Origin of the sequence: Desulfacinum infernum DSM 9756 (genome assembly GCF_900129305.1) — a bacterium.
Lineage (GTDB): Bacteria > Desulfobacterota > Syntrophobacteria > Syntrophobacterales > DSM-9756 > Desulfacinum > Desulfacinum infernum.
This window is the reverse complement of record NZ_FQVB01000017.1, coordinates 34230-56829: the sequence shown is the minus strand read 5'-3', so window position 1 is coordinate 56829 and position 22600 is coordinate 34230. Positions and strand designations below refer to the sequence as shown.

Annotated in this window: 26 protein-coding genes; 10 read left to right on the top strand and 16 right to left on the bottom strand. The window is 62.7% G+C overall.

Going from position 1 to position 22600, the window contains the following annotated elements:
• Positions 1-94 precede the first annotated feature (94 nt).
• From BUB04_RS19840 to BUB04_RS09670, 3 genes are all read right to left on the bottom strand, one after another.
• A complete protein-coding gene (locus BUB04_RS19840; protein ID WP_245795163.1) occupies positions 95-3319 on the bottom strand; it encodes an acyl-CoA dehydratase activase in 3225 nt (1074 codons plus the stop codon).
• Positions 3320-3468: 149 nt separating this feature from the next.
• Positions 3469-4431 carry a radical SAM protein gene (locus BUB04_RS09675; protein WP_178371955.1) on the bottom strand — a complete coding sequence of 321 codons (963 nt, stop codon included), beginning with the start codon at positions 4429-4431 and terminating at the stop codon, positions 3469-3471.
• Complete coding sequence (locus BUB04_RS09670; RefSeq protein WP_073038793.1) at positions 4428-4868, bottom strand: MerR family transcriptional regulator; 441 nt, start codon at positions 4866-4868, stop codon at positions 4428-4430. The genes BUB04_RS09675 and BUB04_RS09670 overlap by 4 nt, the downstream gene beginning before the upstream one ends.
• A 259-nt stretch (positions 4869-5127) precedes the next feature.
• On the opposite strand from BUB04_RS09670, the gene ilvD reads away from it, so the two are divergent.
• The 8 genes from ilvD (at position 5128) to BUB04_RS09630 (ending at position 11716) form a co-directional block, all read left to right on the top strand.
• Positions 5128-6786, top strand: a complete 1659-nt coding sequence (ilvD, locus tag BUB04_RS09665) for a dihydroxy-acid dehydratase (protein ID WP_073038792.1) — start codon at positions 5128-5130, stop codon at positions 6784-6786.
• Between the two features lie 84 nt (positions 6787-6870).
• Positions 6871-7686 (top strand): class I SAM-dependent methyltransferase, encoded by an 816-nt coding sequence (locus BUB04_RS09660; RefSeq protein WP_073038791.1) that lies wholly within the window; start codon positions 6871-6873, stop codon positions 7684-7686.
• A gap of 17 nt (positions 7687-7703) precedes the next feature.
• Positions 7704-8717, top strand: a complete 1014-nt coding sequence (amrS, locus tag BUB04_RS09655; RefSeq protein WP_073038790.1) for an AmmeMemoRadiSam system radical SAM enzyme — start codon at positions 7704-7706, stop codon at positions 8715-8717.
• Positions 8714-9373 carry an endonuclease III domain-containing protein gene (locus BUB04_RS09650; protein ID WP_073038789.1) on the top strand — a complete coding sequence of 220 codons (660 nt, stop codon included), beginning with the start codon at positions 8714-8716 and terminating at the stop codon, positions 9371-9373. The genes amrS and BUB04_RS09650 overlap by 4 nt, the downstream gene beginning before the upstream one ends.
• A gap of 26 nt (positions 9374-9399) precedes the next feature.
• Positions 9400-9876, top strand: a complete 477-nt coding sequence (locus BUB04_RS09645) for a universal stress protein (protein ID WP_073038788.1) — start codon at positions 9400-9402, stop codon at positions 9874-9876.
• A 16-nt stretch (positions 9877-9892) separates the two neighbouring features.
• Positions 9893-10423, top strand: a complete 531-nt coding sequence (locus BUB04_RS09640) for a hypothetical protein (protein ID WP_073038787.1) — start codon at positions 9893-9895, stop codon at positions 10421-10423.
• Positions 10423-11136: a hypothetical protein gene (locus BUB04_RS09635; RefSeq protein ID WP_073038786.1), complete on the top strand. Its 714-nt coding sequence runs from the start codon at positions 10423-10425 to the stop codon at positions 11134-11136. The genes BUB04_RS09640 and BUB04_RS09635 overlap by 1 nt, the downstream gene beginning before the upstream one ends.
• Before the next feature lie 28 nt (positions 11137-11164).
• The gene (locus tag BUB04_RS09630) at positions 11165-11716 is read left to right on the top strand and encodes a shikimate kinase (protein ID WP_073038785.1); all 552 of its coding nucleotides are present in this window, start codon (positions 11165-11167) and stop codon (positions 11714-11716) included.
• Between the two features lie 73 nt (positions 11717-11789).
• Here the strand turns inward: BUB04_RS09630 and rfaE2 are convergent, their stop codons facing one another.
• From rfaE2 to BUB04_RS09610, 4 genes are all read right to left on the bottom strand, one after another.
• On the bottom strand, positions 11790-12224 hold the full coding sequence (rfaE2, locus tag BUB04_RS09625) for a D-glycero-beta-D-manno-heptose 1-phosphate adenylyltransferase (protein WP_245795162.1): 435 nt from the start codon (positions 12222-12224) through the stop codon (positions 11790-11792).
• Between the two features lie 28 nt (positions 12225-12252).
• The gene (locus BUB04_RS09620) at positions 12253-12753 is read right to left on the bottom strand and encodes a hypothetical protein (RefSeq protein WP_073038784.1); all 501 of its coding nucleotides are present in this window, start codon (positions 12751-12753) and stop codon (positions 12253-12255) included.
• A gap of 363 nt (positions 12754-13116) precedes the next feature.
• On the bottom strand, positions 13117-13683 hold the full coding sequence (locus BUB04_RS09615; RefSeq protein WP_073038783.1) for a tRNA (cytidine(34)-2'-O)-methyltransferase: 567 nt from the start codon (positions 13681-13683) through the stop codon (positions 13117-13119).
• 25 nt (positions 13684-13708) lie between these two features.
• Entirely contained in the window at positions 13709-14092 is a 384-nt protein-coding gene (locus BUB04_RS09610; RefSeq protein WP_178371954.1) for an Lcl C-terminal domain-containing protein, read from the bottom strand.
• Positions 14093-14418: 326 nt separating this feature from the next.
• Between BUB04_RS09610 and BUB04_RS09605 the strand changes: the two genes are divergently transcribed.
• Complete coding sequence (locus BUB04_RS09605; RefSeq protein ID WP_073038781.1) at positions 14419-15246, top strand: alpha/beta fold hydrolase; 828 nt, start codon at positions 14419-14421, stop codon at positions 15244-15246.
• Positions 15247-15310: 64 nt separating this feature from the next.
• Here the strand turns inward: BUB04_RS09605 and BUB04_RS09600 are convergent, their stop codons facing one another.
• A complete protein-coding gene (locus BUB04_RS09600) occupies positions 15311-15931 on the bottom strand; it encodes an alpha/beta hydrolase (protein WP_073038780.1) in 621 nt (206 codons plus the stop codon).
• 17 nt (positions 15932-15948) lie between these two features.
• Positions 15949-16734 (bottom strand): AMP nucleosidase, encoded by a 786-nt coding sequence (locus BUB04_RS09595; RefSeq protein ID WP_073038779.1) that lies wholly within the window; start codon positions 16732-16734, stop codon positions 15949-15951.
• Between the two features lie 198 nt (positions 16735-16932).
• On the opposite strand from BUB04_RS09595, the gene BUB04_RS09590 reads away from it, so the two are divergent.
• Entirely contained in the window at positions 16933-17871 is a 939-nt protein-coding gene (locus BUB04_RS09590) for a patatin-like phospholipase family protein (protein ID WP_073038778.1), read from the top strand.
• A gap of 491 nt (positions 17872-18362) precedes the next feature.
• Here BUB04_RS09590 and atpF read toward each other — a convergent pair whose 3' ends face one another.
• The 7 genes from atpF to BUB04_RS09555 form a co-directional block, all read right to left on the bottom strand.
• Positions 18363-18950 (bottom strand): F0F1 ATP synthase subunit B, encoded by a 588-nt coding sequence (gene atpF, locus BUB04_RS09585; RefSeq protein ID WP_073038777.1) that lies wholly within the window; start codon positions 18948-18950, stop codon positions 18363-18365.
• Between the two features lie 18 nt (positions 18951-18968).
• Positions 18969-19394: a F0F1 ATP synthase subunit B gene (locus BUB04_RS09580; RefSeq protein ID WP_073038776.1), complete on the bottom strand. Its 426-nt coding sequence runs from the start codon at positions 19392-19394 to the stop codon at positions 18969-18971.
• 24 nt (positions 19395-19418) lie between these two features.
• Positions 19419-19670, bottom strand: a complete 252-nt coding sequence (atpE, locus tag BUB04_RS09575) for an ATP synthase F0 subunit C (protein WP_073038775.1) — start codon at positions 19668-19670, stop codon at positions 19419-19421.
• A 71-nt stretch (positions 19671-19741) separates the two neighbouring features.
• Positions 19742-20716 (bottom strand): ATP synthase F0 subunit C, encoded by a 975-nt coding sequence (gene atpE / locus BUB04_RS09570; RefSeq protein WP_073038774.1) that lies wholly within the window; start codon positions 20714-20716, stop codon positions 19742-19744.
• A gap of 1 nt (position 20717) precedes the next feature.
• Positions 20718-21392, bottom strand: coding sequence for a F0F1 ATP synthase subunit A (gene atpB / locus BUB04_RS09565; protein ID WP_073038773.1), 675 nt, complete (start codon positions 21390-21392; stop codon positions 20718-20720).
• Between the two features lie 62 nt (positions 21393-21454).
• Positions 21455-21865 (bottom strand): ATP synthase subunit I, encoded by a 411-nt coding sequence (locus BUB04_RS09560; protein ID WP_073038772.1) that lies wholly within the window; start codon positions 21863-21865, stop codon positions 21455-21457.
• A gap of 11 nt (positions 21866-21876) precedes the next feature.
• Positions 21877-22101 carry an AtpZ/AtpI family protein gene (locus BUB04_RS09555; protein ID WP_073038771.1) on the bottom strand — a complete coding sequence of 75 codons (225 nt, stop codon included), beginning with the start codon at positions 22099-22101 and terminating at the stop codon, positions 21877-21879.
• Positions 22102-22600: the final 499 nt, after the last annotated feature.

Genomic DNA, 22600 nt, shown 5'->3' with positions numbered 1-22600 from the left:
AAAGGCCGCCGAATTTCCGGTCATCCGATACGTGGCGTCGGCGCCTCAAGAAATCCGAAAGGCAGAAGCGAAGGATGAATCGCCCCGGCGGAACTCAATTGCTGAGCCATCGGCCGAAGGCCTCGGACGCGAGGGCTTCCCGGCTTTCGCGATAGACGTTTTTCACCACGTTGCGGTAGGCCTCCACCCGGGTGAGCACACCCGCCACGGCACTGTGCTCGTCCAGTTCCAGGATGAGCGCCGGCTTCTCCCCCAGCACGTGCTTGTAGAAATGCTCCAGGAAGGAATCGGGACCGCAGCTGAAGTTGGTCATGTGTACGCCGAACCAGGCCGGCGTGCGGGCGATCTTCTTGGCCGCCCGGAGGATCCTGGCCCCCAGCCCCCAGTACATGCGGGGAAAGTCGCTCAGGTCCTCGTCGTCCACGAAGATCATGTCCGCCGGGACGGCCCAGATACCCAGCCGTGCCAGGTGTCGGCCCAGCTTCAGGTTGAGGCGCTCATCGTGGAGATTGTACGGGCGGCCCGTGACGATCCAGACGGGCTCCCCTTCCGGAATCCCCCGGAGAAACTCCCGGCCGGCCTCCAGGAGCCGCCGCCGGAAGGCCGTTTGGTGGTCCCAGGCCATGCGCACGGCCCGGGCCACCTGCTCCGGGCTTCGCCGCAAGGCGGAAGGAAGGCTCTTTCGCACGGCGGGAACCAGGGCGTCCGGGCCCTCACGCAGGTAGAGGGTGGGACGGATGATCCGGGCGTCGTCGATTCCCAGGGCCGCCCGAACCATGTATTGAGAACTTTCCACCAGCGGACAGAACATCCCCGCCTCGTCGGGCCGAGGTCCCGGCATGTCGATCACACTGGGAAGAAAGAGATAATCGCACTTGTCGGAAAGGAAGCGCACATGCCCGTGGAAGACCTTCACGGGAAAGCAGGTCTCGGCCGTCGTGGATTCCAGGCCCGCCAGGACCATGCGGTTGTCGGTCCGCGGACTCACCACCACACGCAGTCCCAGCTCGGCCAGGAGTCTGACCCAGAAAGGCGCCCATTCCAGGGAATGGAGCCCCAAGGGAACGCCCACCGTGGGCTGAGACGAGTGACGGGTAACGGGTGATGGGTGATGAGTGTCGCTCCCTTCGCCCCGTTCCAAGTCAGGGACGGAAGAGAAAGCTCGCCGGTCGCAATGCGCAGGGCCCGAAGCGCCCGGCGTGAGCCCTCTGGAGCGGCCCGCAGGGCCATCTCCCCCATTTTCCAAAGGGGAGGCGGGGGGGATTCCCAGGTCATCGGCTCGGACCGCCCAAGGCTCGATGGCCTCCCAGAAGAGGTCCCGGCGGATCAAAAAGGCGTTTTCCGCCTGGGGACCCCGATGGCGGCTCACTTCGTATCGGCCGCAGTCCCCTCCCCAGATGCTCTTTCGACCCGCAAAATCGTAGATCTTCAGCTTGCATTCGTTGTGACACGTGCGGTCCGCCCGGCACAGGGATTCTACGAAGCCCACCCGGGCTTGGGCCAGCGCCTCCAGGTCCCTCTCCCTGGCCGTCACCTCCCCCCGTTCGAAGGCTTCCTTCACCGCCAAGGCCGCCCCGTAGGCCCCCATGACCTCCCGATGCCGGGGGACGATGAGAGGCCGGTCCAGAACCCTTTCGAAGGCGGCCACCACGGCCTTGTTGAGCGACGGACCGCCCAGGAACATGATGCGCCGGCCGATGCGCCGCTTCCCCACCACCCGATTCAGATAGTTGTGCACCACGGCGTAGCACAGGCCCGCGATCAGATCGTCCCGGCGCGCCCCCTTCTGGTAGTATCCGAAAAGGTCCGACTCCATGAAGACCGTGCACCGTTCGGCCAGATGCACGGGGTTTTCCGCCCCCAGGGCGATCTCCTGGAATTCCCCCACGATGTTGATCTTCATCTTGTTGGCCAATTCGTGGAGAAAGCTGCCCGTCCCGGCGGCACACACCTTGTTCATGTCGAAATCCAGCGGGTGGGTGTTGTCGATCCGGATGTACTTGGAATCCTGGCCTCCGATCTCGAAAATGGTGTCCACCCGGGGATCAACGGCCACCGCACCCCGGGCGTGGGCCGTGATCTCGTCGATCACCAGATCCGCGTCCAGAAAGTCCCCCACCACGTTCCGGCCGGAACCCGTGGTGGCCACCGCCAGGATCTTCACCCGGGACCCCACCTGGTCCAGCAGAGTTCGAAGGAGTTTTTGGGTGACTTCGATGGGCTTGCCCTGGGTCTGCACGTAGCACTTGTGCCGGATCACGCCCTGGGATTCAACGAGGGCATACTTGGTGGTGGTGGACCCGATGTCCACCCCCAAGAAAACCGGCAGAGGATTCTTTTCCACCCGTCCCCAGGGTTCCAGATCGTTTCGGGGATCGAAGCGGGTCTGGCGCAACTCCAGCCGGGGGGCCCGGGGAAAGCCCTCGGCGGCGCCGCTTTCCGCATCGTCCCGGAGCCGATCCGGATCCACCCGGTTGGAAAGACCCGCCCGGCGGGCCTGAAGGGCCGCTCCCAGGGCTCCCAGGGACGTGTGGTGCGGCGGCACCCGGAGCGACGGATAATACTTTCGAAAGGCTTCCACCTGCAGGCGGTTGGACGCCATGCCGCCGATGAAGAGGATGGGCTCGCGCACCTCCCGATTGGCCACGATGGTGCTCACGTAATTGGCGGCGTTCCCAAAATGGAGCCCGGCGATGATATTGGGAAGCGGCTCCCCCTTGTTCTGCAGATGGATCATGTCCGATTTGGTGAAGACCGTGCACCGGCACGCCACGGGAGCCGGGCTGGAGTATTGCAACCCCAGTTCGATGAAGTCCTCCAGGGTCTTCTGGATCTTTTCCTGACTCATCTCGAACCGGGGGCCGTACAGGGAGGAAGCGAGCCGTTCGCCTTGCTGGTCGATGAAGGAGCCCGTTCCGGACGCACAGGGACCGTTCATGTTGAAGGCTTCCAGATGCCACTGGTCGCCGTCGTAGTCCAACTGGAAGAGACAGGCGTCCTGGCCGCCGATGCTGATGATGGTTCGCACGCCCGGGACCACGTGCACCGCCCCCAGCACCTGGGCCACCGTCTCCACTTCGTAGGGGGCGGAAAGCAGGCGGGCCAGGCGCTCGCCGTGCACGCCCGTAAAACTCACCGAACGAACGGCCTCCCGGCCGAACCGATCCAGAACGGTTTGAAGAAGGCGGCGGGTTTCGGGCACCACCAGCCCGAAATGCCTCAGGTAGGGAGCCTCCCAGACGATCCTTTCACCGTCTTCCACAACCACGCAGTTGATGCTGACCGAACCCACATCCACGCCCACATCCAAGGTCCTCACGGCATCCTCCTGAACGCGGCCACAGGCTCACCGCAGCTTGTGGGATTACAGGATCAGTGGATTAAGGATTAAGGATTAAGGATTAAGGGCCAAGAATCAAGGGCCAAGGACCACCACCAACCCGTCACTCATCACCCATCACTCGTCACTCATGACTCATCCCCGGTGCAGACGAATTCCCGCTCATGGAACCGGCGCCGCACCACCCGGCCCGTCTTTTCCAGACCGGCCACGGCTTCCGAAACCCGGCCGGGCGGAACCCCCAGGGACGCCGCCATCTCCTCCACGGTGCACGGACGGCGCCGAACCAGCTCCACGATGCGACCGGGCAGATCGTCGGGATCCGCCGCAGGGCCCGACGACGCAAAGGATCCGATCACTTCCGTGCAGCCGGCGGGGAACAAGGTCGCCGCCCGCTCCAGGGCGGCGGAGTCCAGCCCCCGGACCCCGGGATGGGCCGGCGGCCGCACCACCGTGTTCAGTTCCACCCGGTCCGGCCCGATGCCTTCCGCCAGGCGGGCGAGTGCTTCCAGATGCTCCCGGCTGTCGTTGACACCCCGCACCAGGACGATCTCCAGATGATATTGGCCCCGGCAGTCCTTTCGAAACGCCCTGAGGCCCTCCAGGACCCTCTCCCAACCCAGGCGTGGATGGGGACGGTTCACGGCGGCGAAGGTTTTCTCGTCCGCGGCGTCCAAGGACGGCACCACCCGATCGAAAAGGAGGAGATCCCGGCGAACGGCCGGATCCCACAAGAGCGTGCCGTTGGTGAGCATCACCAGGGGCAGGTCCGGAAAACGCTTCTTGATGGCATGGGCCAGCTCCCCCAGGGGCTCGTAGAGGGTGGGTTCGCCGGCCGCCGAAAAGGTGACGGCATCCACCGATCCGGGGCGGCGCCGCAGGAAATCCTCCAGTTCGGCCAACACCCGGTCGGGAGGGAAGAAGGCGCGCCTCTGGATCGTCAGATGGGTGGTGGGGCCCGATTCGCAATAGAGGCAGTCGAGGGAGCAAGTCTTGGCGGGAATGACGTCGATGCCCAAAGACCGGCCGAGGCGGCGGGATGGAACGGGGCCGAAAAGGAAACTCCGGGATTCAATCTCCCGCCGGCTCACGCCCGGTCCCCTTCCTGCTCTTCGCAGCACTTCTGCATCATCACATGGTTCTTCTTCTGGATGTAGACCTCGCATTCGGCGCAGACCTGGCCCTTTTCCTGGCACGCGCGAGGCACCAGATCCCAGCAGGGAACGGGAAAGTTGAGGATGGCCGGACAGTCCTTACGCACCTCTTCCCCGCAGCCTCGGATCTCCCAGCACGGGGCCACCGTGAGCAGCTTTTTCACCCCGGCGATGTTCAGCCCGTCTTCGGTGAGGAGCCGCCGAAGGCACTTGAGCCACTGGAGGTCGTTGTTGGAATAGTAGCGCTTGCCGCCCCGGCGCGCCGGCTTGATCAGACCTTCCTGCTCGTAGATGCGCAGCGTTCGGGGATGAATGTTGAGCAGCTCGGCCACGATGCCGATGGGATAGAGCGCCTTGCCGCTTTCAATGTCCATGGGATGTGCCTCCTTCGTATTGGGATACGACAAAGTCATCTGACCCAGCTATTGATATAGAAGTGGCAATGACATTGTCAAGGAAGGAATCCCCGGCGTTCCCACTTCAGTGACGCCCCCTTTTCCCTTGCCAAGACCGGAAGGGTTACAGTAACTTCACGGGAACAGGGCAAGTCCTGAAGATTGTGAAGGTTTTCGATCTCTGCTTTCGGCCCGCACGGACCGCCATCCATTGCCCGCAAGAGAGGGAGAGGTTTTCATGCGAAGCGATCTCATGAAGAAAGGACCGGAAAAGGCCCCCCATCGTTCCCTGTTCAAGGCCATGGGCTACACCCGGGAGGAACTGGAACGCCCCATCGTGGGCATCGTCAACTCCTTCAACGAAATCATTCCCGGCCACATCCATCTGGACAAGATCGCCCAGGCGGTCAAGGCAGGCGTGCGCATGGCGGGCGGGACGCCCGTGGAATTTTCCACCATCGGCGTGTGCGACGGCATCGCCATGAACCACGACGGCATGCGCTACAGCCTGGCCAGCCGGGAGCTCATCGCCGATTCCGTGGAGGTGATGGCCACGGCGCACCCCTTCGACGGCCTGGTTCTGATCCCCAACTGCGACAAGATCATCCCCGGTATGCTCATGGCCGCCTTCCGGCTGAACATCCCCACCATCCTGGTGAGCGGAGGGCCCATGCTGGCCGGGCGCGTGGGCAATCGCCCCGTGGATCTCATTTCGGTCTTCGAGGGCGTGGGAGCCTACAAGGCGGGGACCCTCACCGCGGAGGAACTGGAGGAGCTGGAAGACTGCGCCTGCCCCGGCTGCGGGTCCTGCGCGGGCATGTTCACGGCCAACTCCATGAACTGCTTGAGTGAAGCCCTGGGGCTGGCCCTACCGGGCAACGGAACCATTCCGGCGGTGTCGGCGGCCCGGTTCCGCCTGGCCAAGACGGCGGGCATGAAGATCATGGATCTGATTGCCGCGAATAAGCGCCCACGGGACCTGATCACCCTGAAATCCTTCGAAAACGCCATCGCCGTGGACATGGCCCTGGGCTGTTCCACCAACACGGTGCTCCACGTGCCGGCCATCGCCCATGAGGCGGGGATCACGCTGGATTTGGATCTCTTCAACGCCATGAGCGCCAGGACGCCGCATCTTTGCAGCCTCCGGCCCGGCGGCCCCCACTTCCTGGAAGACCTCAACGCCGCGGGCGGCGTCCAGGCCGTCATGAAGGAGCTGGCCAAGGGCGGCCTGATCCACCTGGACGTCCTGACCGTGACCGGCGACACGGTGGGGGCCAACCTGGAGCGGGTGAAGGCGGTGGACCACAACGTGATCCGGCCTCTGGACAACCCCTATCACCGGGAAGGGGGCATCGCCATCCTCTACGGCAACCTGGCTCCCCAGGGGGCGGTGGTCAAGCAGAGCGCCGTGGCGCCCGAGATGCTGCAGCGCACCGGCCGGGCGCGGGTCTTCGAAAGCGAAAACGAGGCGGCCTCCGCCATCCTGGACGGCAAGATCCGCCCGGGCGACGTGGTGGTCATCCGCTACGAAGGGCCCAAGGGCGGCCCGGGCATGCAGGAGATGCTCACCCCCACGGCGGCCATCATGGGGATGGGCCTAGGCAAGGACGTGGCCCTCATCACCGACGGGCGCTTCAGCGGAGGAACCCAGGGGGCCGCCATCGGACACATCAGCCCGGAAGCGGCGGCCGGAGGCCCCATCGGGCTGGTGGAAGAAGGCGACGAGATCGTGATCGACATCCCCAACAAAAAGCTGGAACTGAAGGTGGACGAGGCCACCCTGGAGGCGCGCCGCGCCAAATGGCAACCCAAGGAGCCCAAGATCCGCCACGGCTACCTGGCCCGCTACGCCAGGATGGTCACCAGCGGAGCCCGCGGCGCCGTTCTCGAGTGATGAGTGACGAGTGATGAGTGATGGGGGTCTCCCTATAATCCTTAATCCTTCAATCCTTAATCCTTTCCCCTGAAGGGTGGGCCCGTGGGATACGTCTTTCGACTGGAAGACGCCTTGAGGATGGAGCGCTGGGAGACAAGCGAGCCCGGCCGGACCGCTCTTCGCCTGGAGCGGCGGCTTCTGGAGCGCGTGTGGGCGCCCGTCCATGCCCAACGCGTCCTGGAGGTGGGCTGCGGCACGGGCTCCTTCCTCCGATGGCTCAGCGGCCGGGGCCATGCGGTCACGGGCGTGGAGCCGTCCTGGGAGCTGGTCCGGGAGGCACAGCGCCGGCTTCCGGAAAAGATCTCCGTCCGCCACGGGTTCGCGGAAGACCTGCCTTTCAGCGACAACGAATTCGATACAGTGGCCCTGATCACCACCCTGGAGTTTGTGGAAAAGCCCCGGGAGGCTCTGGCGGAAGCATGCCGGGTGGCCCGAAAACACGTGCTCCTGGGGGTTCTCAACAAGTGGTCCCTGAGCGCCTGTTACCGCCGGCTGGAGTTCCTTTGGAAGCCTTCCCTGTACCGGAAAGCCTCCTTCTATTCCGTGGCCCATCTCAAGAAAATGGCGGGCTCCGTTCTTCACGGACCCCCTCCCTGTGTGTGGCGCACCTGTTTTCTGCTCCCCCTGTGGACCCTCCCCCACGTGGATTTTCTGGAAAGCGCCCCCTGGCTCCAGGTCCATCCGTTCGGCCATTTCATCGCCATGCGCATCGATCTAAGGCCCCTGACCCGGCCTCTTCAGGAGCCGATCATGGAGAAGGTCATGAACCCCGGGCGCGCCCGTGCCCAGACGTCCTGCTTGCGACTTCCCAACAACCGTCCCTCGGTGGGCAAGGACGCCGGGGTCCATGCGCTGTGATGGAGGAACGCTCGCCCATGAAGGAAGCCCGCTTCTATGAAAAGCTGGAGGACGGTGCGGTCCGCTGCGCCCTGTGTTCCCATCGTTGCGTGATCAAGGCGGGACGAACGGGGATCTGCGGCGTCCGTCGAAACGAAAACGGCACCCTCTTTTCCCTGGTCTACGGCCGCCTGATCGCGGCCAACGTGGATCCCATCGAAAAGAAGCCGCTCTTCCACTTCCAGCCGGGCACCCGGAGCTATTCCATCGCCACCGTGGGGTGCAACTTCCGCTGCCTCTTTTGCCAAAACGCGGACATCTCCCAATCTCCCCGCGAACACGGGACCATCTACGGCCGCGAGACCCCTCCGGAAAAGGTGGTGGAAGAGGCGCTGAAGACCCACTGCGCGAGCATCAGCTACACCTACACGGAACCCACCATCTTCATGGAATACGCCCTGGACGTGGCTTCCCGTGCCAAATCGGCCGGCCTCACCAATGTCTTCGTCACCAACGGCTTCATGAGCCCCGAGGCCCTGGAGGCCCTGGCACCGGTGCTGGATGCCGCCAATGTGGACCTCAAGTCCTTCCGGGACCGTTTCTACCGGGACCAGTGCGGAGCCCGCCTGGAACCCGTCCTGGAAAGCCTGAGGACCCTCAAGCGGCTGGGGGTCTGGGTGGAGGTGACCACGCTTATCATCCCAGGACTGAACGACGATCCGGAAGAACTCAGGGAACTCGCCCGTTTCGTGGTCTCCCTGGGACCTGAAACCCCCTGGCACGTGACCCGGTTCCATCCCACGTACAAGCTCACCGACCGGCGCGCCACCCCCGTGGAGACCCTGCAGAAGGCCCGCCGGATCGGGCTGGACGCCGGACTGCATTACGTTTACACCGGCAACATTCCGGGCGACGAAGGGGAAAATACCCTGTGCCCCGGCTGCAAAGCCCCCGTCCTGCAACGCTTCGGATTTTCCATGCGAAACGTGGGACTTAGGGACGGCCATTGCACGGCCTGCGGGCGGAAGATCGCGGGGGTGGATCTGCCGTGACACCGACCGATCGAAGCCGGCTCATTTATCAAGTCTACACCGCCCTTTTCGACGCTTACGGGCCGCAGGGATGGTGGCCCGCCGACACCCCCTTTGAGGTCATCGTGGGCGCCATCCTGACCCAGAACACGGCCTGGAAGAACGTGAGACGGGCCATCGACAACCTGAAGGCCGAGGGGCTCCTCCAGCCCGAAGCGATCCTTCGGACGGACGAGGACCATCTGCGCCGGTGCATCCGACCGTCCGGCTACTACAACCAGAAAACCAAACGACTTCTCACGTTCTGCCGGTACGTGGCGGAACAATGGCACGGCGACCTGGAAGCCTTTCTGGGCCAGGAGATGGGCGCCCTGCGCCGGGAGCTCCTTTCCCTCAACGGCATCGGGCCGGAAACCGCCGACAGCATCGTCCTCTACGCCGCCCACCGGCCGTCGTTCGTGGTGGACGCCTACACCCACCGGGTCTTTTCCCGTCACGGCTGGGTGGCCGAAGAGGTGAGCTACGAGGAGCTGCGGAACTATTTTATGGACTGTCTGGAACCCGATGTGTATCTTTTCCAGGAACTTCATGCGCTCATCGTTCGGGTGGGCCACGAGCACTGCCGCCGCAAGGCGTCCTGCCCCGGATGCCCGCTCGAACCTTTTCTGGTTGAATGACGACACACACCATAGGAGCTGGAGATATGATTCGTCTGGAAAAGATTTTGGTGCCGGTGGATTTTTCCGAGTATTCCCAGAAGGCCGTCCGATACGGCGTGGAGATCGCCAAGGACAGGAAGGCCTCCCTGACCCTTCTCCACGTGATCAACCAGCGGATCATCGACGCCGTTCATGAACTGAGCGTCAAGGGCTACAAGGGCGATTTCGTGGAGGTCATGCGCAAGATGATGGCCGAACGCGAAGCGGAACTTCAGCAGATGGTTCCCCAGGACTGGAGGGAGGGACTGACGGAACTCAATTTCGAGATCCGCAAGGGCCGCCCGTCGGAGGAAGTGATCAAGTACGCCAAGGAACACGGCATGGATCTCATCGTGGTGGGGACCCACGGAAGGTCCGCCCTTGCCAGCGCGCTCCTGGGCAGCGTGGCCAACACGGTGGTGCTCCGCGCCCCCTGCCCCGTGCTGGTGGTCCGCGAACTTCAGCACGACTTCGTGGAGTAATCTTCCCCTTCGCCCCATGATTGCCGAAGAAACCAGCCTGTTCCGCCACCCCATGCCCGATGGACGGTGGCGGAATTTTTTTGACACGGCGGCCCGGATCCTGCCCCGGGACGTGCGGTCAGCCCTTCGGCCTCACGCCTCGGCCGTCCGACGGGCCGTGGAGGAACTGGACCCGTGGATGGATGCCGCCTGCGCCGACACCTGCCCCGCATGCCAGGACCCGTGCTGTACCGCCGGCGGCATCTTCTACAACTTGGCGGACATGCTTTACCTTTTCAGCCTGGAGGAGGCCCTCCCCTTGGGGCAGACCCGGACACGGTCGGGACAATCGTGCCGTTACCTGGGGCCTCGAGGATGCCGGCTCCCCAGGATTTACCGCCCCTACGTGTGTGTCTGGTTCTTATGCGAACCGCAGGCCCGGCGACTCAGCGGGGAATCCGCCCGTTTCCAAAGACGGGTGGCGGAACTTTACCGCCGGATTCGCCACCACCGACTGGCCCTGCTGGATACGGCAAGCCCCTTCCTGCCGCTCCTGGAGGATGTCTGATGGTTTTTTCCTTTCTAAGAGACCGGCGCCAGGATGCCCAGCTCAAGCTGGAACTGGAATACGAACTCCAGCAGCTGAGAAAACCTCCCAAAAAGGGCAAGACCGTGGACGCCTACTTTCGGGAGATGGTGGCCTTCGTCCAGCGCTTCTGCGACCGGAAGATCGCCTTCCTCCCCAAGTTCGAACGCAGCCACGGAGTCATCTTCAGCCCGGGCTACCGCCGACGCTACCTGGCCAAGTGCTTCGACTCCCTGGCGGAGGACCTTCAAAAGATCCTTCTGGAATACCTGGAGATCGACTTCGTCTTCTTCGTGCAGCGGGCCGCCGAGTCCCACCGGACCGGTAAAGAGACGCCATCCCTGGATGCTTTCTGGAGGGAGCTGGAAGAAGGACTTGTCAAGAAAACCCGGCGACTTCTCTTGCAATGGTACGACGAACCCCTGCGCGCCTATCTGGAGGTGATCGTCCAGGAAGGAGAAATGGACGCCAAGCGCCGAAAAGAGCTTCGCCGCCTCCACGAAAAGAACGCCCGGGGACTGCAGGAGAGAAGCGAGCGCATCATCCGCCGGTTCTGCCGTCACAAGGATCCGGAAACGGCCCGGGCCCGATTCGACAGCATTCTGGAGGATCGCCGGGAACGGCTGCCGGCCTTCCGTCAGCGGTTGAGGGAACAGGGTTTCGTGATTCCGGGATCCGTGATCAGTGATGAGTGATGAGTGATGAGTGAGGGAGAGAAGGTTTATGGAGAAGAAGACGGACAAGCGGCTGACGAAGGCCGACTCCAACCTGGTGCTCATCGGAATGCCGGGGGTGGGCAAGAGCACTCTGGGCGTTCTCATCGCCAAGGCCCTGAGCGCTCCCTTTCTGGACACCGACCTTCACATCCAGGCCGAACACGGCAAGAGGCTGCACGAAATCATCACCGAGGCGGGTCTGGACCACTTCAAGCGCGTGGAAGAAGCGGCCGTCTGCGGGCTGAACGTGACCGGCACCGTCATCGCCACCGGAGGCAGCGTGGTCTACAGCCAACGGGCCATGGCGCACCTGAAGACGCGCGGGATCGTCCTGTGGCTCGATCTTTCGTGCAGCCTCCTGGAACAGAGGCTGGGAGACCTGGACGCACGGGGAGTGGTGCGCGCCCCCGGCCAGACCCTCCAGGGCCTCTACGACGAACGGAAACCTCTCTACCAACGCTACGCCGACGCCCGGATCCCCCTGGACGGCCTGAACCACGAAAAGGCCGCGGAGGCGGTCATCGCCGCCTGGCAATCCCTATTCAGGACTAAGGATTAGAGGATTGAAGGATTAGAAGGACGGGATGACCCCATGGGCCTCCACGCCCCCACCCCGCTTAATCCTTAATCCTTTAATCCTTCTTTATTCGTTCGATGATGGATGTGGTGGAATAGCCCGCCACCACGGCGATCCGCTCCACCCGCCCCCCATGGGAGCGCACCCAGTCGGCTCCCACGATCTTGTCTTCGGGCCAGTCGGCCCCCTTGACGAGCACATGGGGGGTGAGCCGTTGGATGACAGGCAGCGGATCCGGCGTGTCGAAGACGACCACGCAATCCACACAGTGCAGGCCCGCCACCAGTTCCGAGCGGGCCGATTCCGGCAGGATGGGCCTCGTCGGGCCCTTGATGGTTCGAACGGACCGGTCCGAGTTGACCCCCACCACCAGGAAATCCCCCAGATCCCTGGCGGCCTCCAGATAGCGCAGATGCCCCACATGGAGAAGGTCGAAGCAGCCGTTGGTGAAGACGATGCACCGGCCCCTCTGCCGCAGCTCCCGGCACAAGGCCTCCGCCTCCTCAAGAGAGCGTATCTTACTTGCCGCTTTCATGGGATGCATGGGCGGGGGTACGGTCCGAACGCCTTTTTTCCAGTTCATGGAAGAGCTGGAGGGCCTTGTCCCGCGGCAAGTCCCTGGGGATCTTCAGACCTTCGCTGTCCAAAGCGTCGATCACGCCCTCGGCATACATCTTCACCCAGAAGGGCAGGCTCGTTTCGTCCGCATTGGTCACGCGGATGATCCGCCCCGGGTCCTCCACGAACACGTCCCCCTTGAAGATGGCCTTGAGGCACTGGAGCGCCGCGCGGCCCCGTCCCCGGCGCCGGGGCCCCTCCACTTCCAGATGGTAGATGGTGATTTCCTTGGTACCATCCGGCGTCAGGGAGACGCTCATCTCACCCCAGAAGGCCCCCGGCTTGCGGAACTTCAGGATCTCCATGGGACCGTAGCCCTTGAGGATGGTCAGCAGCTCTTTGATGGACAGTTCACCATAGGCAGCTTTCCAGGTGATGCCTTTCCACTCTATTTCCGCCACTCGTGCTCGCTCCAGCCATTCGATGATGGTCCGACTTCTTCGACCGCTTCCGCTTTCTCGCCATTCCTGTGAGTTTTCTTTCCGCTTCGCGCACGGCGTTTTGCAAGTCCCGCTCCCACTGGTTCCCATTGGGTGGGCCGGAGGCTCTGATAACGAAAGAACTCAGCGGTGGATCCTTCTTCGAGCAGTCCCTGCTCTCAAAGAAGACCACTCAGTACCGGTTCCCTTTGCCCATGACCACGCAGTAAAGGCCCATCTCCCGGACCTCCGGGCACAGCTCCAGGATCTTGAACTGCAAGCTTTCCTTGCTCAACGTTTCCATGGGAACCCTTTGCACGTTCGTTGTTCTCTGCGCACGAGACTTCACCGGCTCCGCACCTCCAGGCATTCCCCTCCGAGCGCTTCCGGCCGGGCGGCAAAACTTCCCGCGGGCTCTCCAAGCCGTCGGGCGGTCGACTCGCGCAACTGCCGGCGGGCTTCGAAGAGGGCCACGCCCACCGCCGTGGCCAGATTGAGGCTGCGCACCTGTTCGCAATCCATGGGAATACATAAGACTCGGTCCGGATCGCTTTCCAACAGCTCCTGCGGCAGACCGCGCGTTTCCGATCCGAAGACGAGGCAATCTCCCGGTCGGAAGAGAAAATCGTAATAAGCGCGCGTACCTTTCTTGGAAAAGAAGACCAGGCGACGTTGCCTCACGGCCCGGCGGAAGGCATCCAGGCTTGGGTGCACCTGCACCCGCACATGGGGCCAATAGTCCAGACCCGCCCTCTTCAGATGCCGGTCCGTGATGCGAAATCCCAGGGGTTCCACCAGATGCAGGGGCGTGCGCGTGGCGGCGCAGGTGCGGGCCACGTTGCCGGTGTTGGGAGGAATCTCCGGTTCCACCAAAGCCACTTCCAAAAGCGGTTCCATCGGCCGCCGTTGCATCCGAACCCCTTCGCCTTCCGGCCGCCTAAACGTTGCGTACGGCCCGAACAAAGAAGTTGGCATACTTCTGTTCCACCACGTAGAGATCGCCGTAATAGAAATCGGCGTAGACCGCCCTGTGGTGCTCCGCCTCCGTGGAGCTCCAACAGCAGCGCTGGTCCCCGAAAACCGGGTCAATGTAGAGGCCCGTCTCCCGATTCTCCTCTTCCGTCAAGAGCGTGGCCAGCTCTTCCCGGGTGGGATAGCGCCAGTCGTCGAAACCGCCCCACCTTTCCCGATTGAGCTGCTCAATGTAGGCGAAGCCTTCCGGCCACATCAAACGATCCGAGGAGGCCCCCCGCTGCCACATCAGACCCGTTTCCTTGTCCACCACCAGGATGTCCTTTCGCACGGTAAAGCGAGCGTTCATGGTCCCCTCCTTGCCTGCGGGAAGAGCCGTTGCGGGAAAAAACTTCGGCGGGGAAAAGAGCTGCATCTCCATGGTTCGGCACCTCTCTGGCATCGCGTATCCGCCCGTTGTCGGGCGCTCGGGGCACATCATGGCCGCTTCATAGCACAAGTTCCCACAGGCACAAAATGCCAACTGATCCGACGTGAGATAACAGCACCTTAGGCGTGCATGCACAGCCCACCGGGGCTCCTCATGCCGATTCTCACAATCAAAAAGCCCGCTTACACGCTTGACCCGATGCCCTGGAGGGCCCTATACAGGTGGCAACGGAAAGGAGGGGAACCATGGCGTATTGCCCAACGGATTCCGTGGAAATTTATTACGAGGTGCATGGAAGCGGCCCGCCGCTCCTCCTGGTGAGCGGGCTGGGCGGTGGCACCTGGTCCTGGTACGGCCAGATTCCCTACTTCAGCCGCCGGTACACCACCATCGTCTTCGACAACCGCGGCGCCGGGCGCTCGTCCATGCCTCCCGGCCCCTACACCATGAGCGATTTCGCTTCGGACACGCTGGCCCTGATGGATCACCTGGGCATTGAGCGCTGCTTCCTGGCCGGACTTTCCATGGGCGGCATGATCGCCCAGGAGACGGTGCTGCGGGCCCCCGGGCGCTTCCAGGCCCTAGCCCTGGGCTGCACCCATTGCGGCGGCGACGTCAGGATCTCCCCGGATCCGGAGGTCATCGCCCGGTTTACGGAAAATGAAGGGTTGAGCCAGGAAGAGATCATCGGCAAGAACCTGCCGTTCTTCTTCAGCCGTCGGGCCATGGAGGAAGATCCGGAGGCGGTGGAGGCCTACAGGAAGGCCCAGATGAGCGTCCCGCTCCAGCCTCCGGAGGCCTTTCATGCCCAACTGGCCGCCATCCAGACCTTCGACTGCTGCGACCGCCTGGGGTCCCTTTCCGTCCCGACCCTGGTGGTCACGGGCACCGAAGACGTCCTGGTGCCCCCGGGAAATGCGCACATCCTGGCCCGGCGCATCCCGGGTGCCGTCCTGGTGGAGCTGGAAGGCGCCGGCCATGCCCTCCATGCCGAATGCCGGGACGAGCTGAACCGGCTGCTGGACGATTTCTTTTCGGGCCGCCCGATCCATATGGGGGAAAACCGCGAATGAACCCAAATGGACGCCAATGGGCTTGGTTCCATGACGACCTGCAGGGGCGAAGGATCATTCGCCCCTACAGGCAGTCCGCGAGAAAGGCCTGCACCCGGGAAGCGACCTCCGCTTCCCTGCCCCAGTAGAAGTGATCGCATCCCTGGATCACCTCCAGCCGGCGAACGGCGGTTCCCGCCCGACAGCCCTCATACCAGGACCGCACCTGGTCCAGGACGGCGAAGTCGTCCCGGTCCCCCACAACCACCAAGGCCGGACGTTCGGGAAGACTCAGGCCGATGAAGTCGAGAAAGGTGACCGCGGGGGAGATGAGCACGACGCTTGCCGGATCCAGTCCCGCCGCACAGGCCTTCAGGGCCACCCAGGCGCCGAAGGAGTAGCCCGCCAGGTGCACGGGCGAACGCCCCCGGTCGACCAGGTAGCGGCAGACGGCCAGAACGTCTTCCGACTCGCCGGCCCCTTCCCCGTATGTCCCGCCGCTCCGGCCCACACCTCGAAAGTTGAAGCGGAGCGTTCCCAGGCCCACCTCCCGGTAAACGCGCTCCAGGGCCAGGATAAGCGGCACATCCATGGTGCCTCCGTAGAGTGGATGGGGATGGCACAGGACCGCCGTCTCCTTGTTGCTGCCCGTCTGCAGAACCGCTTCCAGCCGGTGGGTCCCCGCCTCGATCATGACTCTTTCCATACAATCCTCCCGCCTCTTTACCATTCGCTGGCGAGCTTTCGCGCCACCTCGTCCCAGTGGGTATCCAAGGTCTTGACCGCCTCCAGTCCCAAATCGATATGGGTCTCCATGAAGTCCTCGTAGATCTTCTCATGGAGCTCCTTGCTCTTGATGCCGCGGCGCTGCAACGGCATGTCGGAGACCAGCATGATGGATCCGATGGGCACCTCGTAGCGGTAGGACACGGCAAAAAGCGTCGCCAGCTCCATGTCGATGGCCAGAATCCGCTGGGTCCGAAGGTAGTCCACAAAGGCCTCGTCGAATTCCCACAGCCGGCGGTCCGTGGTGTAGATGATTCCGCACTTGGGTACCAGATGCGCCCGCTTGACGGCCCCGATGCAAAAGAGGTTCACGGACGAGGCGGGGATGGCCGGGAACTCCCGGGGCAGGTAGTGTCGACTGGTCCCCTCGCCGCGGATGGCCGCCGACGGCACCACGAAATCCCCCACTTCCAGGGTGTCGTCGATCCCGCCGCACATGCCCAGCATGATCACCGACTTGAGGTGATCCAGGTACGCCAGGCAGTGGATCACCAGGGCGGCCTGGGGGGAACCGATGCCGAAATCGACGAGCGTGCAATTCAAGTCCGGCACCGTCACCGCCCGGAAATTCCCCTCACTGAATTCCCCGCCGGTCTTTTCCAGAAAGCATTGGGTATAGCGCCGAAAGTTGGTGATGATCACGTGTTCGCAGAAGCGATCCAGGGAAAGATTCGTGTAGCGCTCCAGCGTCTGCCGCACATATTCATGTTCCTTCAATCTCATGACTGCCCCCTCTCTCCTCCCATCGCCGTTCAAGTCCGCTCCGTCACCGATTTCGCAGCCCAGGCTTTAGCCGTTTTTCTCTTTATGCTACGATGCCGGTCACTTCCAAACAATGATCAGCGGTGCCAACATACGACAGGCCGAACCGAAGCGCCAACCACAATCCCGCAGGCAACTTGCGCAAAGGAAGTGGGTTCCATGAAGACAGCACTGGTTCTGAGCGGAGGAGCGGCCCGCGCCCTGGCCCACCTGGGCGCCCTGCAAGCCATGGAGGAACGAAGGATCGCCATCGACGCCCTCGTGGGCACCAGCATGGGGGCCATCATCGGTGCCCTCTACGCCCACTACGGCTCGGCCCAGGTCGTGCAGGAAAAGATCCGCGGGTTCGTGGAAAGCGAACGGTTCCGGGACACCCTTTCCTTCGCGGTGGATGAATCCAGGGACGCCTCCACCCAATCCCTCTTCGATCGCTTCGGTCAGCAGATCCGCAAAGGATATTTCTACACCCGGCTCGTCACCCAACCCAGCCTGGTTCCGGAAGACGACTACTGGGAGCTGCTCCGGGAACTGGTGCCGGACGTTCGGATCGAGGAACTTCCGGTGCCCTTCGGAGCCGTGGCGCTGGACATCCTCACCGGGGACGAGGTGGTCTTCGTCAAGGGCCCTCTGCTTCGCGCCTTGGGCGCCAGCGCGTCCATTCCCGGAATGGGGCCGCCCGTTCGTCACCGCGGCCGCCTTCTGGTGGACGGCGGCTGGATCGACAACGTCCCGTGCCTCCCGGCCCGGCGCCTGGGTGCCCACTTCGTGGTGGCGGTTGAAACCTCTTCCGACGTTTCCGACATCCAGCCCCTTCCCGATTCGGCCCTGGAATACGCCCTTCGAAGCAGCGAGGCGTCCCGCATCGCCCTGAACAAGCTGCGCCTCCTGGAAGCCGATTTCGTGGTCCGCCCCGCGGTCTCCCACATCCGCTGGTCCGACTTCCATCTTTTCGACGAGCTGGTGGACGAAGGCCATCGCGCCTGGCGGGAAGCCGCCCCCGCGATCGCGCGCCGGCAGCGCCTGCGGGCCCTCAACCCCCTGACGCGCCTGAGCCGGTCCAAGACCCACGAAAACGGACTCCGCCTTGTGTTCCTCTAGGAGCCTGTCCGACAATGGCTCCTCGGCTCAAGATGCCGGAGATTTGGGTTATCTTCGTAGCCGCGGGGCTTCAGCCCCGCGGAAAGGGATCATCGTACCCCATGGAGTCATAGGGAATACCCGGAGGTCCGCCCGAAGTTCGCGGATTCCTTCGCAGCCCTAAAGGGCTGCGCTACGAAAAAAGCGGACATCCCCGGAGTTCTCGGACAGCCTCCTGGGAGCTTGCCCAACAACAGGCCTCCTTCATCCGCCTGCCCGGGCCCCACCTTCTTTTGTAGCCGCGGGGATTCAGACCCACGGCGAAGAGCCATGGTAAGCCCATGACACGACAAGCAGCACGTCAGATGGCCCGTCCAACGTCCGGGGATTCCTCGGCAGCCCTGAAGGGCTTGACTACCAGAAACGTGGTCATCCCTTGCATTTCGCAAAACAAAAGCCCTCCCGATTATCCGAGAGGGCTCTTTGGGAATCCGCCGGAAGGTGACCAACCTTCAGCTCGCCTTGGCCTTGATCCGCCCCAGTTGTCCCAGGTAGGCCTGCAGCAATTGGGTCTGATCCTTCTTGGTGATCTTCTTTTTGAGCCGTTGCTCCGCCAGGGCCACCGCCATGTCCACCACTTCCGCTCGGAACCTCTTCTTGGCCTCTTCAAACTCGCGCTCCGCGGCGATCTTGGCGTCCTCCAGGATCTGTCTGCGCGTGAGCTCCGCCTGAGCCAGGATCTTCTCCTTCTCCTCCTGCCCGATCTCGTGGTAGTAGGCGCGAATACTTTCGATCTTCTCGTCCAGCTGAGCCAGAAGAGCTTCCTGCTCTTCCTGCTGGCGTTTGAGGGCCTCTTCCTTCTCCTTGAGCCCCTCGAAGACTTGGGCGATCTGCTCGCGCCGTCCCTTGAGGAAGTTGACCAAGGGATCCTTGAGGTACTTCACCAGAAAGAACATGAGGATACCGAAGTTGATCCATCTCCAGGCCAAGTCCCACACGGCCCGCTCGATCCCGAAAACGGTCGAGGAAGCGTTCGCAGGATCGGCCACCATGAAGGCCGCTCCCAGAGCAGCCACGGCACCAACGGCAATTCTCCACATCGTCCGACTCCAGACCTCTCAAACCCTTCGGCCAACCACCTTGGTGGTGATGTCGAAAGAAAGAGCCTCCGCCTGTTTCTTCAGGTCTTTGCGGGCCCTGTTCAGCTCTGCAAGGACCTCGGCCCGCACCTTCTGCCGGAGTTCTGTGACCTCCTGCTGGGTCGTGACCAAGGTCTCGTGGGCTTCCCGACTTGCCCGCTCCCGCATGGCGACCCGCGCCGCCTGCGCGTCCGCTTCCGCCGCCTTCAGTCGGGCTTCGTAGGCTTTGGCCATCTTCTGGAGCTCTTCGCTCACGGCATCCAGAGCCCGCTCCCGCTCCCGGACGGCTTCATCCCTTTGCAGGATGAGCTTGTGAACGGGCTGGATCATCAGCCGGTTGAGAATGAAGAGCAGCACCAGAAAGCAGGTGACCTGAACAAAGATCGTGGCATTCAGGCTGATCATGGCTCACACGCCTTTTTTCGAGTCTTACTGCACGACAAACATGAGCAGGAGCGCCACCACCAGCGAGTAGATACCGGTGGACTCGGAGACCGCCTGACCCACCAGCATGGTTCGCGTGAGCAGGCCGGCCTCTTCCGGACGGCGGCCGATGGCCTCACAGGCCTTGCCCGCCGCGTAGCCTTCGCCCACGCCGGGACCGATGGCACCCAGGCCCATGGCCAGTCCGGCTCCCAACAACGCCGCAGCACGAATCAGATCAGCACCCGAAAATTCCATGGATCCTTACCTCCCCTTTTGGTCTATTCCATTGGTTCCACAAAAGACTCTTAAAGACTCTCAAGTCACGTTTATGCGTTCAGCACCAGCAGCAGCGCCACCACCAGCGAGTAGATACCCGTGGACTCGGACACGGCCTGGCCCACCAGCATGGTCCGTGTCAACAGCGTCGCCTTTTCGGGTATCCGCCCCACCTGGTCCAGGGCATAACCGCCGGTGATGCCTTCACCGATGCCCGGGCCGATCCCACCGAAGCCCATGGCGAAGCCGGCACCCAACAGGGCAAAGGACGGTACGTAACTGGTACTGGCCGGAAAGCTCTTGAAGAGCAGGATCAAGCTGATGAGAAACCCGTAAATGGCCGTGGACTGGGTGGTACCGATACCCACCAGCATGGCCGTGGTCACAGGACGCTGGGCTTCGGGATGGCGCGCCACGCTCTTACAAGCGCTGGCCCCCACCAGGCCGCCTCCGGCCCCCGGGCCGATGGCCGCCAGCCCCGTGGAAAGCCCAGCTCCCAGCAGCGCCGCCCAATAGGGGTAGTAGGGCTTGGCACTGAAATCCACGAACATCAGGAGAAAGGCGATGACCAGGCCGAAGATGCACGGCGTCTGGGTGATGGCCGAGCCGATGAGCATAATCAGGGTCACCTGTCCGCTGGCTTTGGGCTGACGCCCGATCCCCTCGCAGGCCGCCGCCGCGGGAAAACCGGAACCCACGCCCGATCCGACCGCCGAAAGCCCCGCCGCCAGGCCTGCGCCCAAGTAGGCCCAGGCCGACAGTGGCGTCGGTCCGCCCAACCCACCGAAGACCAACAGCATGGAGATCACCAGGGCGAAGATCGCCGCCGATTCGGCCACGGCCTGGCCCACCAGCATGGTCTTCAGGATGTCGCCGGACATGCGGGGCCTATAGGCCAGCACTTGGTTGGCTTTGCCCGCAGTGTAACCTTCACCGAGAGCCGCTCCGATGGCACCGAAGCCTACCGCCAATCCCGAACCCAGGTACGATGCCGCCTTGATCCAAGTCACGTGATCGAAAGCCATACTATTTTACCTGCACTGAGATGTAGACGAGCGTTAACATCGTGAACACAAACGCCTGTACGGTACCCACGAACAACCCAAAGAAGGCATACAAGAAAGGTGGTATGAGCAGTCCGTACACCAAGTGGGAAACCACCAGGATGATAATGGAACCGCCCATGATGTTGCCGTAGAGACGGAAGGAGATGGAAATGACCTTGGCCAGCTCACCGATCACATTGAGGGGCATCATGAAAAAGACCGGCTGGAAATATTCCTTGGCGTACGCGGCGAACCCCTTGGTCTTGATCCCCGCGTAGTGGGCGATGAAAAACCCCATGAGGCCCAGCCCCAACGTGGTGTTCAAGTCCTTGGTGGGCTCTTCCATGTAGGGAAAGATGCCGATCCAGTTGCAGAGCAGCAAAAACATGAAAAGGGAGCAGATGAGAGGGAAGTAGGTCTTGGCCATGTCTTCGTCGAGAGCGTCCTTGGTCAGGTTCCAGAAGGTCTCCACGAAGAGCTCGGCCACCACCTGGAAGGGATTGGGGACCAAACCCGTCTGCCGGGTTGCGAACCAGCCGAACGCAATGAGAAGTCCCATGATGGTGAGGGTCATCACGATGGTCGTCGCGTTGAACACCAAGTGGAACCCCGCGACATCCAGCGACCATGTCCATACTTTCGTCAACTCTTCCATCGTCTACCTCAAATTCCCCGACCCGTAACTGGAAAAGAAGTACGCACCCGTTAAAGATAGACTCAATGCTCCTGTATCCGGAAGCGGCTGAACCGCTGCAGGAACGCGTGATCCACGAAGATCGCCACGGGAATGGTGAAAAGCCCCGCAGCAGCCGCCCAGAAATTGAAACGGTCGGAACGCGCGGCCACGATCAAGGGCACGGCCATGAGAGCCAGACGCACCCCCAAAGACCCCAAGGCGATCCCGGTGGCCCTCGTCCGGTTGGCCCCCACGCCCAGCTGGTAGGGAAGGATCTGGGCCATGAGAACGAAATTGAGGACGCTGAAGAGGGATCCCAAAACCAGGCCCTTGGCCGCGGCGCCGTAGCCCGCCACGTAGGCCAAGAGCCCTGTCATGACAGACACCGTGAAGGCACCCCGCGCCAACCGCCGCTGGTATCCGTGGTAGCCGGAAAGATCCGCCCTCTCCAATGGGTCCCCCTTCATTCCTTGGGTAACTGGGTGATCTGCCGATAGACGGTCACGGCCCCTCCCACAACCCCCAGCACGATGAAGATCACCAGAAAAAGGCCCTTGGTGTGGAGCCACTTGTCCAGAAAGTAGCCGATGACGAAGCAGAAGAGGATGCTGCCCGCCATGGTCAGCCCCAGCTGGGTGACCAGAGCCAGATATTCCAGGGTATCCCGTTTCTTCTTGAAATCCTTCATCGGCCTCTGATCCCGCCACCCGTGGGCCGGACTCCTTCTAGCACAGGCGGCGAACATTGTGAAACATTTTTTTTAGTGTTGCACATTTCCCGTCCAGACCACCGGAATGTCTGGCAAACTCCCCACAACCCCGGGACGTTGAGCCGGAGATTCCGCCGATTCATGTGACGAAGGGCACATGCTCCGCCTCGCTCTTGTGCCGAACCGGGTGAAGGAAAAGTTTCCGCCACCCCTTGCGTTACCTTCCATTCAAAGCCCAAAATAGGAGGCGCGTCAACCGGAATCCCATGCCCCCAGAATACGCCACCGGACCACGTCAAGGAGCCGAAAACATGACCCCGCTGTCTGCCTGTTCCGGCACGAACTCCCGCCACTCCGCACCCGTCCGCTCGGAAACGGATCCGGGAGTAGGTTTGAGCTCCAAGCCGAAAAGATATCCCTTCTTTTTGCGTAAGCGCGGGGCTTCAGCCCCGGGGGGGACACCGGTTCGAAAGCCGAA

Bases quoted from the DNA above. Each gene is read 5' to 3' on its own strand.
- BUB04_RS09635 (WP_073038786.1), top strand. From the start codon at position 10,423: ATGGTTTTTTCCTTTCTAAGAGACCGGCGCCAGGATGCCCAGCTCAAG.
- BUB04_RS09645 (WP_073038788.1), top strand. From the start codon at position 9,400: ATGATTCGTCTGGAAAAGATTTTGGTGCCGGTGGATTTTTCCGAGTAT.
- BUB04_RS09600 (WP_073038780.1), bottom strand. From the start codon at position 15,931: ATGGAAAGAGTCATGATCGAGGCGGGGACCCACCGGCTGGAAGCGGTT.
- BUB04_RS09580 (WP_073038776.1), bottom strand. From the start codon at position 19,394: ATGATCAGCCTGAATGCCACGATCTTTGTTCAGGTCACCTGCTTTCTG.
- ilvD (WP_073038792.1), top strand. From the start codon at position 5,128: ATGCGAAGCGATCTCATGAAGAAAGGACCGGAAAAGGCCCCCCATCGT.
- amrS (WP_073038790.1), top strand. From the start codon at position 7,704: ATGAAGGAAGCCCGCTTCTATGAAAAGCTGGAGGACGGTGCGGTCCGC.
- BUB04_RS09610 (WP_178371954.1), bottom strand. From the start codon at position 14,092: ATGAACGCTCGCTTTACCGTGCGAAAGGACATCCTGGTGGTGGACAAG.
- atpE (WP_073038775.1), bottom strand. From the start codon at position 19,670: ATGGAATTTTCGGGTGCTGATCTGATTCGTGCTGCGGCGTTGTTGGGA.
- BUB04_RS09590 (WP_073038778.1), top strand. From the start codon at position 16,933: ATGAAGACAGCACTGGTTCTGAGCGGAGGAGCGGCCCGCGCCCTGGCC.
- atpB (WP_073038773.1), bottom strand. From the start codon at position 21,392: ATGGAAGAGTTGACGAAAGTATGGACATGGTCGCTGGATGTCGCGGGG.
- BUB04_RS09605 (WP_073038781.1), top strand. From the start codon at position 14,419: ATGGCGTATTGCCCAACGGATTCCGTGGAAATTTATTACGAGGTGCAT.
- BUB04_RS09555 (WP_073038771.1), bottom strand. From the start codon at position 22,101: ATGAAGGATTTCAAGAAGAAACGGGATACCCTGGAATATCTGGCTCTG.
- atpE (WP_073038774.1), bottom strand. From the start codon at position 20,716: ATGGCTTTCGATCACGTGACTTGGATCAAGGCGGCATCGTACCTGGGT.
- BUB04_RS09615 (WP_073038783.1), bottom strand. From the start codon at position 13,683: ATGCAACGGCGGCCGATGGAACCGCTTTTGGAAGTGGCTTTGGTGGAA.
- BUB04_RS09630 (WP_073038785.1), top strand. From the start codon at position 11,165: ATGGAGAAGAAGACGGACAAGCGGCTGACGAAGGCCGACTCCAACCTG.
- BUB04_RS09670 (WP_073038793.1), bottom strand. From the start codon at position 4,868: ATGGACATTGAAAGCGGCAAGGCGCTCTATCCCATCGGCATCGTGGCC.
- atpF (WP_073038777.1), bottom strand. From the start codon at position 18,950: ATGTGGAGAATTGCCGTTGGTGCCGTGGCTGCTCTGGGAGCGGCCTTC.
- BUB04_RS09595 (WP_073038779.1), bottom strand. From the start codon at position 16,734: ATGAGATTGAAGGAACATGAATATGTGCGGCAGACGCTGGAGCGCTAC.
- BUB04_RS09640 (WP_073038787.1), top strand. From the start codon at position 9,893: ATGATTGCCGAAGAAACCAGCCTGTTCCGCCACCCCATGCCCGATGGA.